Source organism: Marinobacter segnicrescens (assembly GCF_900111555.1).
Taxonomy (GTDB): Bacteria; Pseudomonadota; Gammaproteobacteria; order Pseudomonadales; family Oleiphilaceae; genus Marinobacter; species Marinobacter segnicrescens.
On the sequence record NZ_FOHZ01000002.1, the window covers coordinates 154,156 to 168,531 of the forward strand.

The 14,376-nt window shown below is 64.7% G+C and carries 6 protein-coding genes; 3 read left to right on the plus strand and 3 right to left on the minus strand.

Features of this window, described 5'->3' with window-relative positions:
* Positions 1–38: 38 nt before the first annotated feature.
* The 3 genes from BM036_RS03445 to BM036_RS03455 all read right to left on the minus strand — a co-directional run bounded on the left by BM036_RS03445 (position 39) and on the right by BM036_RS03455 (position 4,535).
* Positions 39–2,291, minus strand: a complete 2,253-nt coding sequence (locus BM036_RS03445) for an ATP-dependent DNA helicase (protein WP_091848835.1) — start codon at positions 2,289–2,291, stop codon at positions 39–41.
* A complete protein-coding gene (locus tag BM036_RS03450) occupies positions 2,288–4,006 on the minus strand; it encodes a VRR-NUC domain-containing protein (RefSeq protein WP_091848836.1) in 1,719 nt (572 codons plus the stop codon). Before BM036_RS03450 ends, BM036_RS03445 begins: the two co-directional genes overlap by 4 nt.
* Before the next feature lie 94 nt (positions 4,007–4,100).
* Complete coding sequence (locus BM036_RS03455; RefSeq protein ID WP_091848837.1) at positions 4,101–4,535, minus strand: DUF4864 domain-containing protein; 435 nt, start codon at positions 4,533–4,535, stop codon at positions 4,101–4,103.
* A gap of 214 nt (positions 4,536–4,749) precedes the next feature.
* On the opposite strand from BM036_RS03455, the gene recC reads away from it, so the two are divergent.
* From recC to recD, 3 genes are read left to right on the plus strand one after another with little or no spacing between them, the layout of a single operon-like run.
* On the plus strand, positions 4,750–8,340 hold the full coding sequence (recC, locus tag BM036_RS03460; protein ID WP_091848838.1) for an exodeoxyribonuclease V subunit gamma: 3,591 nt from the start codon (positions 4,750–4,752) through the stop codon (positions 8,338–8,340).
* A complete protein-coding gene (recB, locus tag BM036_RS03465) occupies positions 8,337–12,029 on the plus strand; it encodes an exodeoxyribonuclease V subunit beta (RefSeq protein ID WP_091848839.1) in 3,693 nt (1,230 codons plus the stop codon). Before recC ends, recB begins: the two co-directional genes overlap by 4 nt.
* The gene (gene recD / locus BM036_RS03470) at positions 12,026–14,266 is read left to right on the plus strand and encodes an exodeoxyribonuclease V subunit alpha (protein ID WP_091848840.1); all 2,241 of its coding nucleotides are present in this window, start codon (positions 12,026–12,028) and stop codon (positions 14,264–14,266) included. The genes recB and recD overlap by 4 nt, the downstream gene beginning before the upstream one ends.
* The last annotated feature ends 110 nt before the right edge of the window (positions 14,267–14,376 follow it).

The window sequence follows — 14,376 nt, forward strand, 5'->3', positions numbered from 1 at the left end:
GTGTTCGCCAGTCGTCACCTTACCGAACGCATTCTGTATCAGGTTTCAAACCACCAACCCGGAAGCATGGCCCGGTTGGCCGGCTGCAGGAAGCGGTCATCGATCAGCCAGATCACACCCTGGTCCTCCGGTGTGCGTATTACCCGCCCCGCCGCCTGGGCCACCTTCTGCAAGCCCGGGATGCGATAGGTGTAGTCGTACCCGGCGCCGAAGCGCTGCTCCAGCCGGTCCTTCAGGATGTCGTGCCACGGATCGAACGGTGGCAGCCCCAGGGTCGCCACGAAAGCGCCGATCAACTGATCCCCGGGCAGGTCGATGCCCTCGCTGAACACCCCACCGAGTACCGCAAAGGCGACCGCTGGCCGGGGCGACTGGAAACCCGCCAGGAAGTCCTGCCGCGCATGCTGGTCCATTCCGGGCAACTGCCGGCGCTGGGGCACGTCTGGCGCCTCGGTGGCCAGGGCATCCGCCACCTGCTTGAGGTAATCAAAGCTGCTGAAGAACGCCAGGTAGTGTCCAGGACGCTCGCGGAACTGCCGGGCAATCAGCGCTGCAATGGGGGAAAGGGATGCCTGCCGGTCCGGCTTGCGGGTGCTGATATGGGGCGTGAATTGCACCTGTAACTGATCCGCCCGGAACGGACTTGGCAGGGACGTGAAACGGGTATCCTCCGGCAGGCCCAGCAGGTCCCGATGGTAGACACCCGGCGTGAGGGTGGCGGAGAACAGCAGCACGGACGCCAGGCTGGCAAACCGCGGGGCGAGGTAATCTGCCGGCACCAGGTTCTGGATGGTGACACTGGCGCGCCCCCTGCCCGACCGGTGGAATTCGCACAGGGAGTGGTCGCCAAACTGCTCCGCCAGTTTCAGGAAGGCCACGCTTTCAAACAACAGTTCCTGCAGCGACAGGTCCGGTGGGTTGTCCGCCAGGTAGTCGGTAAGCCCCGATATCAAGCCCTGCAGGGCCGGGAGAAGACGGATCGGTAACTGCTCCAGGAAAACCGGCTGGGCACCGGCACCCTCCTGCTCCCGCACCAGCTCCTGCCAGGCCCGGGCGACGCGGTTCAGCGGACCTTTCAGAACCTTCGGGGCCCCTCGCTTCACCCGTAACAGCCGCTGCTGGTCCAGCCGCACCGAATACATGCCCCGGGCCCGGTCCACCAGGTTATGGGCCTCATCCACCAGCAGGCTGGCCCGCCACTGATTCTGCTGCACCAGGGCATGGAGCAGGGCTGACTGGTCAAACATCCGGTTAACGTCGGCAACAACCACATCGCACCAGCGGGCCATTTCCTGGGCCAGGAAATACGGGCAGATATCATGGCCAGCCGCGATGGTGGCCAGTCGTTCCCGGGTCAGGGGTTCGCGCACCTGTACTGCCTCTGCACGGGCCTCCGGCAGACGGTCGAAAAAGCCCCTTGCCAGGGGGCAGGAATCGCCGTGGCAGGCCTTGTCCGGGTGTTCGCAGGCATCGTCTTTCGAGACGAGCTCCAGGGTACGCAGGGGCCAGTGACCCGGTTCCTGCTGGGCCGCCCGCAAGGCTTTCACGGCGGACACCGCCAGCTGCCGGGCGGTATTGCGACAGGTGAGGTAGAACAGCCGGTCCTGCTTTGCCGTTGGCAGGGCCATCAGCGCCGGGAACAGGGTCCCCAGGGTCTTGCCCAGTCCGGTGGGTGCTTCCAGCAACAGGCGACGGGATTGCACGGCATTGCGGTAGACGGTCTCCGCCAGCTGCCGCTGCCCGGCGCGGAAATCCGGGAAGGGAAAGCGCAGGCTGGCCAGGTGCTCGTCCCGTTGCTCGCGGTGACGCTCCTCCTGCTCGGCCCAGTCCCTGAAGGCGTTGCACAGGGCTTCCAGCTCCTGCCAGAGTTCCTCTGCCGTGGCGGTTTCCGTAACTGCCGACTCCTTGTCCCGGACCGTATCGTAATAGACCAGTGACAGCTCGAGCTTTTGGCGGCCCTCCTGGCGACAAAGTAACGCCCCATAAGCCCGCAACTGCGCCCGGTGAAGGGCACGCTGGTGCTCCCGAATGCGCGACAGGTCACCCCGGTGGGTCTTGATCTCCTCCAGCAACCCCTTGTGCAGGTTGTAGAGGTCCGCGCGACCGGAGAGTTGCAAACCCTGGCACTCACCGGTCAGCAGGTACTCACTCTCGTAGCCATACCCTCGCCGGGCCTGCACTGACTGATGACCGGCGATACCCTCCTCCGCCGTGGGGGCCGGTGTATAGCGGAAATCCAGGTCGCCCTTGCGGGCCGCAAATTCACAAAGAGTACGTACGGCGACTTTCATAGGGAGGGATCGAGGACAGACTCAGAGGCGTCCTGCCAGCGCACGTAGCAAACCCGTGCGGCAATGCCCTGCTGCGCGAAGAAGGCCAGCCACCGGCGCTGATGATCCTGTAGCCGGTCGCCGGGACCTTTAACTTCAATCATCTCGTAGCGCTGACCAGGGTCTTTCTCGTGCGGCATAAAGCGGATCAGGTCCGGGAAGCCACTGCGATGTTCCTTCAGGTTATTCAGAAGGCGGCGGAACAGCGCTTGCAGATGACGGGCCGGCATGCAGTCAAGGGCCAGTTCCAGCAGGTCGCCGGTCACCACGTGCCAGTTCACGAAGGGATTGGCCAGGCCCTGCTTGCGTTGGTAGGTATCGACAATCATCCGCCTGTAGCCATCGCCCTCAAGGTTTGCCAGGGCCGTATCAAGCAACTCCCGGCGCCGGGGCACGAAATCCTCCCGGGTCAGGTCCGCCGGCCCCACATGGAAAGGGTGAAAGAAGGCTCCGGGCACCGGCGCGAAGATCACATCCCAGCACAGCAACCCGAACAGGGCATTGATCAGGGTATTTTCTACATAGAATACCGGCTGGTGATCCTGCCAAAGATGCTGCTGTACGGCCAGCTCTACCGGGGCGCCGGTGAAGGGTACTGTTATAAGGAACTCGTCAGGGGCCGGCGCTTGCGCCATGGTTGGCATCGGCTCGCCCACCTTGCGGGCCAGCCGTTTCAGGATTCGCGCCAGGCCCTGGACTTCGGCGTCGCTGAGTTCCCCGGTTTGCCACTGGTCAGCGATGGTCCAGGCTTCCTCAAACCGTTTCATTCGCTCCAGCAGACGTAACTGCTTGAGCCGGGCTTCCCGGTGACCGCTTTGTGTCAGCGCTGCCAGGGCCAGCTCCCGGTTGCCCTGGCGCTCCGCCTGGCGGCCAAGCTCCAGCAACAGCCGGTCCCGGCGACTGGTGAGCCAGGAGTTTTCCGTGGCTGCAGGCACCTGCAGCCACACATCCTCAGCGGCCCGGCCCTCATCCAGCCACTCACGGCAGTGATGCATGGTGAGGTAGCAATCCACGTCTTCCCGCCGCTGGAATGCCCGGGATTCCGGTGTGAAGGGCACCTCTTCGTATTGCTGGTAGCCCAACTCAACCAGTACAAAGTCCGACCAGCTCTGACGCAGGTTGCCAAAGAACATCAGGCGGATGCGGTCAAACAGGGCCATATGCCCCAGCCGCACCAGGTCGTTGCCCTGCTCCGGCAGCCAGTCGGCGAGGTCAATCTCGTCCAGGTGGTCCGCCAGTAACGCCTTCATACGCCCCTTGGGCATGGCAGGGGAATGGCCGAGATCCGTCAGCCGGTCTGCCAGGGCCGGGCGCAACTCCGCCAGGGTGAACAGGCGAAACAACTCATCGATGGTGACCCACTCTACTGATTTCACCCAGCCCGTTGACAGCAGCTCGGCCAGGCCCACCGACTCCGGTTCCGGCAGCTCGGGATAACGCAATTTGCCAGCCCGGAAAAGCTCGCCCGTACGCATCACCATGCGGGTCAGCAAGGCCCGGGCCGACACCGAAAGCCGGCCGAATCCGTCCAGGCGCCCGCGTTCTTCAGCGGTCAGCAGGTCGCCATGGTGATGGCGTACCCAGTTCACCACGGTTTCCATGTTTTCCAGGTAGTACAGGGGATTATCCAGGTCCGCTGCCCGCAGGCGCTGACCGGGAGATTCAGAGGGGCTCATCGATGACGGGAACGACCTGTAGGGAATGGCATCAATCAACAACTCTACGACGGACGGAGGCCCGCCTCAAGCTGAACACCGGGCCTGTAATACTTCAGATACCCATATCGACCGGCAGCAGCCGGACACCGCCCACTTTCCAGCCTTGTTCCACAGGCACCATCCGGTAATAGGCGTCCCAAAGGCGACCCTCGGGGCCCTGCAGGCGAACGACCTGGATATCGAAGTGATCATGGGGCACCCGCTGCCGAAAGCGGATCGCGGTCGCACGGTGGACCGGGGGGTAGACCAGCCGCACCATCCGCAGGAAGGTTTCCGGCGAGCGGAAGCGGCGCTGTATGCCCTCAGATGCCTGTTCCCAGGCGGCAAGCTCATCATCGTTGGCAAAGGCTTCGATCTGGGTGAGGATCACATCCTGGATGGCATCGTCCGCTTCATCGGCCAGGGGTGACACGGAGATCACCGCCAGTAGCCCGGTCAACACCAACAGGACTGGCAGTCCAACCCGCGCGCGCTGTCGTTTGTCCATCAGGTGACCCTCCGCTTTGGATCGTTTACGGATGTACGCGCAGTGCCCCTGACCGGATGGCAAGAATGAACACTTTTTGACCAATTATAGACCGGAACTTACCGTCGTATGCGACCGGGGTTGTCGCGCGGGCCATGGACAATCACATCGGCAATCCGCTGCCAGTTGCGGTAACCTTTGTGGCAGCATTCCGAACCACCCGCCTGGGAGTACCATGACCGATCACGCCAGCATCCAGCCAGGCTTCCATGCCATTCACGCCAACCACCTGGAAGACCTGCGCCGGGCCGTGGTTTACCTGTGTCGGCAGACTCCCATGCCGCCGCTGGAGAACGAAACCTTCCTGGTCCAGAGTAACGGCATCGCCCAGTGGCTGAAGCTGGCACTGGCGGAGAAGGCCACCAAGGACGGCACCGACGGCGGCCTCGGCATTGCGGCCGGCATGGACTTCCTGTTCCCGGCCCGTTTTATCTGGCAGGCCTACCGGGCCGTGTTGCCGGAGGGCGAGGTACCGGAAACCTCGCCCTTCGACAAGCGCCGGCTGGTCTGGCGCCTCTACCGGCTGCTGCCGGAACTGGTCAGCGACGATGACGCCTTCCTGCCCCTGGGCCGGTTCCTGGAAGGCAGCGACCCGGACCTGCGGGCGTTCCAGCTGGCGGAGAAGGTGGCGGATCTGTTCGACCAGTACCAGGTATTCCGGGCCGACTGGCTCAGCGCCTGGGAGCAGGGCCGGGAAATCATGATCACCGCCCGCGGAGAAGAAAAGCCGCTGGATGCGGAAACCCTATGGCAGCCACGACTCTGGCAGGCCCTGGTGCAGGATGTGGACGCGCTGTCCCACACCAGCCGCTCCCGTATTCACACCCGCTTTATGGATCTGGGCCAGCAGTCGTCCGAGCTGTCGAATCCGCATCGTCTACCGAAGCGCATCGTGGTGTTCGGGGTCTCATCCCTGCCCCGCCAGGCGCTGGAAGCGCTCCATGTGCTCAGCCGCTTCAGCCAGGTGGTGCTGTGTGTTCACAACCCCAGCCAGTACTACTGGGCGGACATTATCAGCGACCGCGACCTGCTCAACGCCCAGCGCCGCCGGGGCCGCCTGCACCCCACCCTGTCCGCGGCCGACCCGGACCAGTTGCATCAGCACGCCAACCCGTTGCTGGCCGCCTGGGGAAAGCAGGGCCGGGACTATATCCGGCTGCTGGACGAGTTCGATAACCCGGAGGAGTATGGCGAGCGCTTCCGCACCCCGGATAACCGGATCGACATCTTCTCCGACCACGGCGCCCCGGAAGCTCCTCAACTACTGCATCAGTTGCAGAACGACATCTACAACCTGACACCGCTGCAGGAAATCCGTGCACAGCAGCGGACCCTGAACCCGGCCACGGACCGCTCCCTGGCCTTCCACGATGCCCACAGCCCCCAGCGGGAGGTGGAGATCCTCCACGACCAGCTGCTGGCCGCCTTCAACGCCGATACGTCCCTGCGCCCCCGCGACGTGATCGTGATGGTGCCGGACATCAACGTCTACGCGCCCCATATCCAGGCGGTGTTTGGCCGCCATGCCCCCGGCAACACCCGGCACATTCCCTTTACCATTTCCGACCAGGGCCAGCGTCACCATGAGCCGGTGCTGATTGCCCTGGAAACGCTGATGGGACTGCCCCGCAGCCGCTTTGCCGTCAGCGAGATCCTCAGCCTGCTGGAAGTGCCCGGCATCCGCCAGCGCTTTGGCATCACCGAAGAGGACATCCCCCTGGCCCGGCGCTGGGTGGAAGGCGCCAACATCCGCTGGGGCCTGCATCGCCAGCAGCGTGAAAGCCTGGAGCTGCCCGGAGACCTGGCCCGCAACACCTGGCAGTCCGGGCTTCGCGCCATGCTGCTGGGTTACGGCATGGGGGACGACGAACCCTGGTCCGGTGTGGAGCCCTACGCCGAGGTCGGCGGCCTTCAGGCAGACCTGGCCGGGCGGCTGTCCGACTTTGTGGGGCAGCTGGAGAATCTCTGGCAGGAACTGCTGACGCCCCGCACCCCGGAACAGTGGGAAGCCCTGTTCTCCGATATGCTGGGACATTTCTTCCAGGACCTCGAAGGCCACGACCTGTTGTTGCTCAACCGCTTCCGGCGGCACCTGGAACAGTGGCTGGACGACGCCCTGGCCGCCGGCCTCGCCGAGACACAGCTACCCCTCAATATCGTCAAGGACGTGCTGCTGGAAGGCCTTGACGAAAGTGGCCTGAACCAGCGTTTCCTGGCTGGCAAGGTCAACTTTGCCACCCTGATGCCCATGCGGGCCATTCCCTTCCGGGTGGTGTGCCTGCTGGGCATGAACGACGGTGACTACCCCCGTTCCCGGCCTCCGGTGGATTTCGACCTGATGGCCAACGACTACCGCCCGGGGGATCGCTCCCGGCGGGAAGACGACCGCTACCTGTTCCTGGAGGCCCTGCTGTCCGCCCGGGAGCAACTCTACATCAGCTGGGTGGGCCGCAGTATCCGGGACGACTCCGAGCGGCCACCATCGGTACTTGTCAGCCAGCTGCAGGACCACCTGGACAGTCTCTGGCGGGTCGAAGGTAAGCTGGACAAACCAGTGACGGCTGCCCTCACCACCTGCCATCCGCTACAGCCATTCAGCCGGTCCTATTTCCCACAGGCCAACGGCCAGCAACCGGAACCGGACAGCCCGCCCCGCCCGCTGGCCGAGATCCTGCGGGAGCGGAACCTGTTCACCTACGAGCAGGAGTGGCGCAGCGCCCATGGCATCGAAGCCACCGACACTACGGATGACAGCGCCCTGTCCTGGCAGCCACCGGAGGAACCCCTGACCTTCGCGGAACTGGCCAACTTCCTCAAGCGGCCGGTGGAAACCTTCTTCCAGCGCCGGTTGCAGGTGCGCTTTGAAGGCGTCGAAGACGACGATACCGACAACGAGAATTTCGACCTGGACGGCCTGGATCGCTGGCGTCTGGACCAGGAACTGATCAGCGAGGCCGTCCTCAAGTCCGGCGATGAGCAGGAACTGCACCAGCGCATCCAAACCACCCTGGACCGCATGGCCCGTCGTGGCGACCTGGGCATGGGGCTGACCGAACACCGCTTGCGGGAAGACCTGGCAGAACGACTGCCGGACCTCCACCAGCGCTACCAGCACGCCTTGCTGGAATGGCCGGAAGCGCTGCCGGAGCCGGTCACCTTCCAGCACGGTTTCAGCAATGCCACGGGCTCGGTGGAAGTGCTCGATCTGATCGACGGTTTGCGCCGCAACCCGGAAGGCCAGCTATGCCGGCTGGTGGTCTCCCGTTCCAGCCTGCTATCCGGTTCCGGTAGCCAGAAGAAAGTCCGCTACGCCAACCTGATGGCGGACTGGGTGGTCCACCTGGCCGGCCAGCTCACGGACCAACCCTTCCAGACCCTGATACTGGGCAAGGAGGAAGGCCGAGGCTTTACCTTCGCACCCCTGCCCGCGGAACAGGCCCGCCAGCACCTGGACGCTATCCTTGCCGGCTGGATGCAGGCCACCACCCGCGCGCTGCCGCTGCATTGCGAAGCGGCCTTCGCCTGGATCTACAGCTTCTACCAGAGCAAGAAATACCGGGGCGACCACGACAAGGCCATCGAAGACGCCAGTACCGCTTTCGACACCGCCCTCGGACGGGACCCGGGTTATCTTCGCCGGGCCTTTGACGCCCCGGAAGCACTGGTCAACGAGGCCTTTGAAGGCCTGCTGCACCAGCTCTACCTGCCCCTGTGGGAAGCCGAGCAGGGCAAGTCCGCCAGTGAACAGATCGAGGGCCAGTCATGACCCGTAGCGCCACCCTTAACCCCCTTGCCCTGCCCCTGAACGGCAGCACCCTGATCGAGGCCAGCGCCGGCACCGGCAAGACCTTTACCATTGCCATTCTCTATGTGCGCCTGGTGCTGGGCCATGGTCAGCCGGAGGGCAGCCCCCTCGGCAAGGGGATTGATCCCCCCAACCTGCTGGTGGTCACCTTCACCGAGGCCGCCACCAAGGAATTGCGGGACCGGATCCGTGCGCGGCTGACCCAGGCGGCAGAGGTGTTTTCCGACAACCCGGATGACCCCAACCCGCCCGCCGAGACCGCCCTGATCTACCAATTGCGGGACCAGGATTACCCGGATCCGGCCACCTGGCCTGAATGCCGCAAGCGTCTGTTGCTGGCGGCGGAATGGATGGACGAGGCCGCCGTGTCCACCATCCACGGCTGGTGTAACCGCATGCTCAGCGAGCATGCCTTCGACAGCGGCAGCCTGTTCCGGATCAGCCTGGAGACGGATCAGAGCGAACTGCTGGATGAGGTGGTACGGGACTACTGGCGAACCTTCGCCTATCCGCTCCCTGCAGAGCTGATGGAGGAACTGCTGGATCACTGGAAGACCCCGTCGGACCTCCGCAAGGCCGTGCGCAACCTGCTGTCTGAAAAACCACCCGCGCCCTCCGGCAACATCCATAATGCCATCGACGCCGCCGTCCGCGAACGGAAGGAGGGAGCGGACGCCCTCAAGTCCCTGCCATGGAGCCAGTGGCAAACCGAAGTGGAAGACCTGCTCAAGGGTCTGGGCAAGAACCTCAATGGCAACAGCCGCAACGCCATGCTCAGGGCCTGGCCTAACCTGCTGCAATGGGCCGGGGACGACACCCTGCTGCCGGAAGGACTGGAGAAGGCGGGGTTTCAGAACCAGACTCCGGAGGGCCTTGCCAGCAAGGTAAAAGGCGAGGTACCCCACCACCCGGCCTTTGACGCCATTGCCGAACTGATGGACTTCAGCACCAACCTGCCCAATGCCCGAGCTGACATCCTGCGCCACGCCAGCGGCTGGATCGGTACCCGACTGGAAGCGGAAAAACAGCAACGGGCCGAGATGGGCTTCGATGATCTGCTGACCCGCCTGGATGAGGCGCTCAACGGCCCCCGTGGTCCGCAACTGGCGGCCACCATCCGTCGCCAGTTCCCGGTCGCGCTGATCGACGAATTCCAGGACACAGACCCGGTGCAGTACCGCATCTTCGACCGTATCTACCGGGTTGCCGACAACGACCCGGCCACCTGCCTGCTGATGATCGGTGACCCCAAGCAGGCCATCTATGGCTTCCGGGGGGCGGATATCTACACCTACCTGGAGGCCCGCCAGGGCGTTCAGGACCGCACCTGGACCCTGGGCCGCAACTTTCGCTCCTCCGACGCCATGGTGGCGGCGGTGAACCGGGTGTTCCAGCACGGCGACCAGCAGGCCCGGGACGGTGCCTTCCTGTTCGGCAAGGGTGACAACACGCCACTGCCCTTCCAGCCGGTGGCGGCCAACGGCACCAAACGCCAGTGGACGGTTAACGGTCAGGCTCGGCCCAGTCTCACCCTCTGGACCCTGGAGAGCGACGAAGAAAACAAACAGGGTGAGGCGATCACCCTCGCCAAGGGCCGCGCCACCGAACAGGTGGCCGACACCTGCGCCAGCGAGGTGGCAAAACTGCTGACGGCCGGTCAGCAGGGCCAGGCCGGGTTCGCCAAAGTGGAAGACCCGGCGGACGTGCAGCCGGTGCAGCCGGGAGACATCGCCATCCTGGTGAACAATCGCAACGAGGCCGCCGCCGTACGGGATGCCCTGCGCCAACGCCGGATCCGCAGCGTGTACCTGTCGGACCGGGACTCGGTACTCACTTCCCCGGAAGCGGCGGAAATCCTGTGCTGGCTCAAGGCCTTTGCCGAACCCCGGCAACTGCCCCTGGCCCGCACGGCCCTGTCGACGCCAACCCTGGCCCTGCCCTGGCACTACCTCGACCAGCTACTGACCGACGAGATTGCCCTTGAGCGGGAAATCGACCGCTTTATTGGCTATCACCAGCAGTGGCAAAGCCAGGGCATACTGCCCACCCTGCGCCGCTTCCTGATGGATTTCGAGGTGCCTGGCCGGCTGCTGCAACGGCCCGACGGGGAGCGACGCCTCACCGATATCCTGCACATTGCCGAGCTGCTGCAGCAGGACAGCCTGCAACTGGATGGCGAGCACGCCCTGGTGCACCACTACACCCAGGTCCTGCGGGCCGCCGATGAGGAGGACGAACACCGCACACTGCGCCTGGAAAGCGATGCGGGGCTGGTGAAGGTGATCACCGTGCACAAGTCCAAGGGTCTGGAATACCCACTGGTGTTCCTGCCTTTCGGCACCGCCTTCCGGGCCGAGAACGAGAAACAGGCCTTCGTACGCTACCACGACAATCAGGGGCGCCTGGTCACCATCTTCGATCCGGAGCCAGAGGATGTCGCCCGGGCTGACCGGGAACGGCTGGGAGAGGATATCCGCAAGCTTTACGTGGCCCTGACCCGCGCCCGCCACGCCACCTGGGTGGGTGCTGCGGCCATTCCGGACTGGCACAAGAGCGGGCTGGGATACCTGCTTGACGGTGTGGGCGAAGCCGACGGCGAACTGACCCGCTGCCTGCAGGCCCTGGCCGGGGACGAAGCCGCTATCACCGTCACTCCACTCCCGGCAGCCGAGGCCCTGGAATACCAGGAACCGGCACCGGAAAGCCTGGGCCCGGCACTGGTCTCCCACCGGCAGGCCCGGGAGGACTGGTGGATCGCCAGTTACTCCTCCATCGAGTACACCGCGCTCTCCGGCACGGGTATCGCCTTTGTGGACGAGGCGGAGGACGCCGAGGCCCAGAACCTGATGGAAGAAAGTCGCCAGCAGGAAGGCGAAGACACCTATCGCCCGGCCGCCACCGGGCCCCACCAGTTCCCCAGGGGCGCCGGGCCCGGCACCTTCCTGCACGAGGTTCTGGAGTGGTGCACCGGCCAGGGTATGGCTACCGTTGCCGCCAACCCGGACCGGCTACGGGACCAGCTTGCCCGCCGCTGCCGGGTGAGGGGCTGGGGTGACTGGGTGGAGCCGCTCACCGACTGGCTGGTGAAGGTGCTGACGACGCCCCTCCCCCTGGACCGTGATGGCGAGCAGACCGCCACCCTCGCCGAACTCACAAATCCTCGCCCTGAGCTGGAGTTCTGGTTCGAGAGCCGCAACGTCCCGACCGGCCGACTGGATGACCTGGTCACCAACCAGACCCTGAACGGCGCTGATCGCCCCCGGGTGGAGAAGCAACAGTTCAATGGCATGATCAAGGGTTTTATTGACCTGGTATTCGAGCATCAGGGGCGCTATTACGTGCTGGACTACAAGTCCAACACCCTGGGTGACGACGACCTGGCCTACACCCGCCAGGCCATGGGGGAAGCCATCCTGGAGAAGCGCTACGACCTGCAATATGTGCTCTACCTGCTGGCCCTGCACCGACTGCTCAAGGCCCGGCTGCCGGGCTACGACTATGACATCCATATGGGCGGCGCGGTCTACCTGTTTCTGCGGGGTATCGACGGCCCCGCCAGCGGTGCCTTCGCCGACAAGCCACCGAAGGACCTGGTCGAGACCCTGGACGCCCTGTTCGACGGCGACCTCAGCCGGGAGGTAGCAGCATGAGCCGCAAACAGAACCACGACCAGCAGTTCTCGCTGGACCTGAACGAAGCGCCTGCCAGCGAAGTACAACAGGCTTCGCGAGCCGCTGATGTGTCGCCGGCACCAGTGGATGCGGCAACGCCCTTCTCGGGGCTCGCTCAGATGGAAGAGCTGCTGACACAGTGGCAGGAAGCCGGCTGGGTCCGCCCCCTGGACCGGGAATTCGCCAGGCTGATTCGCACCCTTTGCCAGGAGCAGGGGGAGCAGCCGGAACCCTTGCTGATCCTGCTGGCGGCCCTTGCGTCACACCAGGTGGGCCGCGGCCATGTGTGTGTCCATCTGAACACCCTGCTGGAAGAGCCCGCCCGCACCCTGGCCCTGCCCCCGGAGGAGGCCGCCGGCACCGGGCCAGAGCCAACGCCCTTGCCCACCCCCGCGGACCTGATGGCCCGTTTTGCCCCAGAGGATTGTTACCAGGTACTGGAGAACTCCCTTGCCGTCAGCGACGGCAGCCAGTCCACGCCGCTGGTGCTGGACAGCGGCCGCCTCTACCTGCGTCGGTTCTGGCGCTATGAACAACGTATTGCCGAAAGCATCCGCCAACGCCTGGAGCAGCCGTCAGACCTGGACGACCCCGCCTTACCGCAGGGCGAGACGCTTCGCCAGGCTCTGGGCGAACTGTTCCGGCCCCAGCCCGAAGTGGACTACCAGAAGCTGGCCTGCGCCCTGGCCGCCCGCAACCGCTTTGCGGTCATCACCGGCGGACCGGGCACAGGCAAGACCACCACCGTGGTGAACCTGCTGGCCGCACTGCAAGCTGTCGCCGGCACCAGCCCACAGCGTCAGGCCCGAAAATACCGTATACGCCTCGCCGCACCCACCGGCAAGGCCGCTGCACGACTGAACGAATCCATCGGCGGTGCGGTCAGTCGCCTGCCGCTGGCAGCGTTACCAGGCAATGTGCAACAGGCCGATATTCCCACCCGGGTCACCACCCTGCACCGGCTGCTGGGCAGCCGCCCGGACTCCCGGCAGTTCCGCCATCACCGGGACAATCCGCTACTGGTGGATATACTGGTCATAGACGAAGCCTCCATGGTAGATGTGGACCTGATGGCCTCGGTGATGGATGCCCTGCCCGCCAGCGCCCATCTCATCCTGCTGGGGGACAAGGATCAACTGGCGTCAGTAGACGCCGGTGCGGTTCTGGGGGAACTCTGCCGACGCGCCCTGGCCGCTCACTACACCCCTGAGACGGCGGAATGGTTGGCCGCCCTGACCGGCGACCGCGTACCGGAAACGCTGGTGGACAATGCCGGCCAGCCCATGGACCAGGCCGTGGCCATGCTCCGCAAGAGCTACCGGTTCACCGAGGACAGCGGCATCCGCCAACTGGCCCAGGCGGTCAACTCCAACACACTGCACAGAAACACCCTGGCCGGCCTGGGTCGGGGTGAATTCAACGACGTGACCATGCTGCCCTGCGGCCCGACCCCGGAAGATACCCGGGCACTGATCTGCCGGCACGCGCTCACCGGTAGCCCGGAAGCCTTCAGCAACCAGGGACTCGGTCGCACCCTGAACGGTCAGGCACTGCCACCGCCAGTGGGCTACCAGCACTATCTCAACCTGATGCAGGACCACGACCTGGACGCCGACAGCCTCCGGGAGGACTGGGACCAGCTCGCCCGGCAGGTACTGTCGGCTTTCGGCGACTTCCAGGTGCTCTGCGCCCTGCGTCAGGGCCCCTGGGGTGTGGAAGGCCTGAATGACCTGATCGCCCGCGAACTGACCGCACGCGGCCTGATTCCGAAAGCCGAGGGCTGGTACCGGGGACGACCTGTGTTGGTGACCGGCAACGACTACAACCTGGGCCTGATGAACGGCGACATCGGCATCACCTTCAGCCTGCCCTGGGGCCAGCACGAAAACGGTCAGCCCTGCGAGACACTCCGGGTCGCCTTCCCTGCCAGCGATGGCAGTAACGACATCCGCTGGATCTCCCCCAGCCGTCTTCAGCACCTGGAAACCGTGTTTGCCATGACCGTCCACAAGTCACAGGGCTCGGAGTTCAACCACACGTGCCTGATCCTGCCAGACCGCCTCAGCCCGGTAATGACCCGGGAGCTGGTCTACACCGGCATCACCCGCGCCCGCAACTGGTTCAGTCTGATCGCCGGAGACGAAACGGTGCTGCTGGAGAGTGTGGCGCAACAGGTGGTGCGGGCTTCGGGGCTGGCGGAGAGACTGTGGTGCTGAACTGGACGGCTTTACCCTCTGCAGGGGGTAAACGCGGCTTTATCCCCTGCAGAGGATAACTGTGAGAACCATACCAGCGGTCCTAACCGCATCAATACTTTGACTTCCCG

Bases quoted from the DNA above. Each gene is read 5' to 3' on its own strand.
- BM036_RS03445 (WP_091848835.1), bottom strand. From the start codon at position 2,291: ATGAAAGTCGCCGTACGTACTCTTTGTGAATTTGCGGCCCGCAAGGGC.
- BM036_RS03450 (WP_091848836.1), bottom strand. From the start codon at position 4,006: ATGAGCCCCTCTGAATCTCCCGGTCAGCGCCTGCGGGCAGCGGACCTG.
- BM036_RS03455 (WP_091848837.1), bottom strand. From the start codon at position 4,535: ATGGACAAACGACAGCGCGCGCGGGTTGGACTGCCAGTCCTGTTGGTG.
- recC (WP_091848838.1), top strand. From the start codon at position 4,750: ATGACCGATCACGCCAGCATCCAGCCAGGCTTCCATGCCATTCACGCC.
- recB (WP_091848839.1), top strand. From the start codon at position 8,337: ATGACCCGTAGCGCCACCCTTAACCCCCTTGCCCTGCCCCTGAACGGC.
- recD (WP_091848840.1), top strand. From the start codon at position 12,026: ATGAGCCGCAAACAGAACCACGACCAGCAGTTCTCGCTGGACCTGAAC.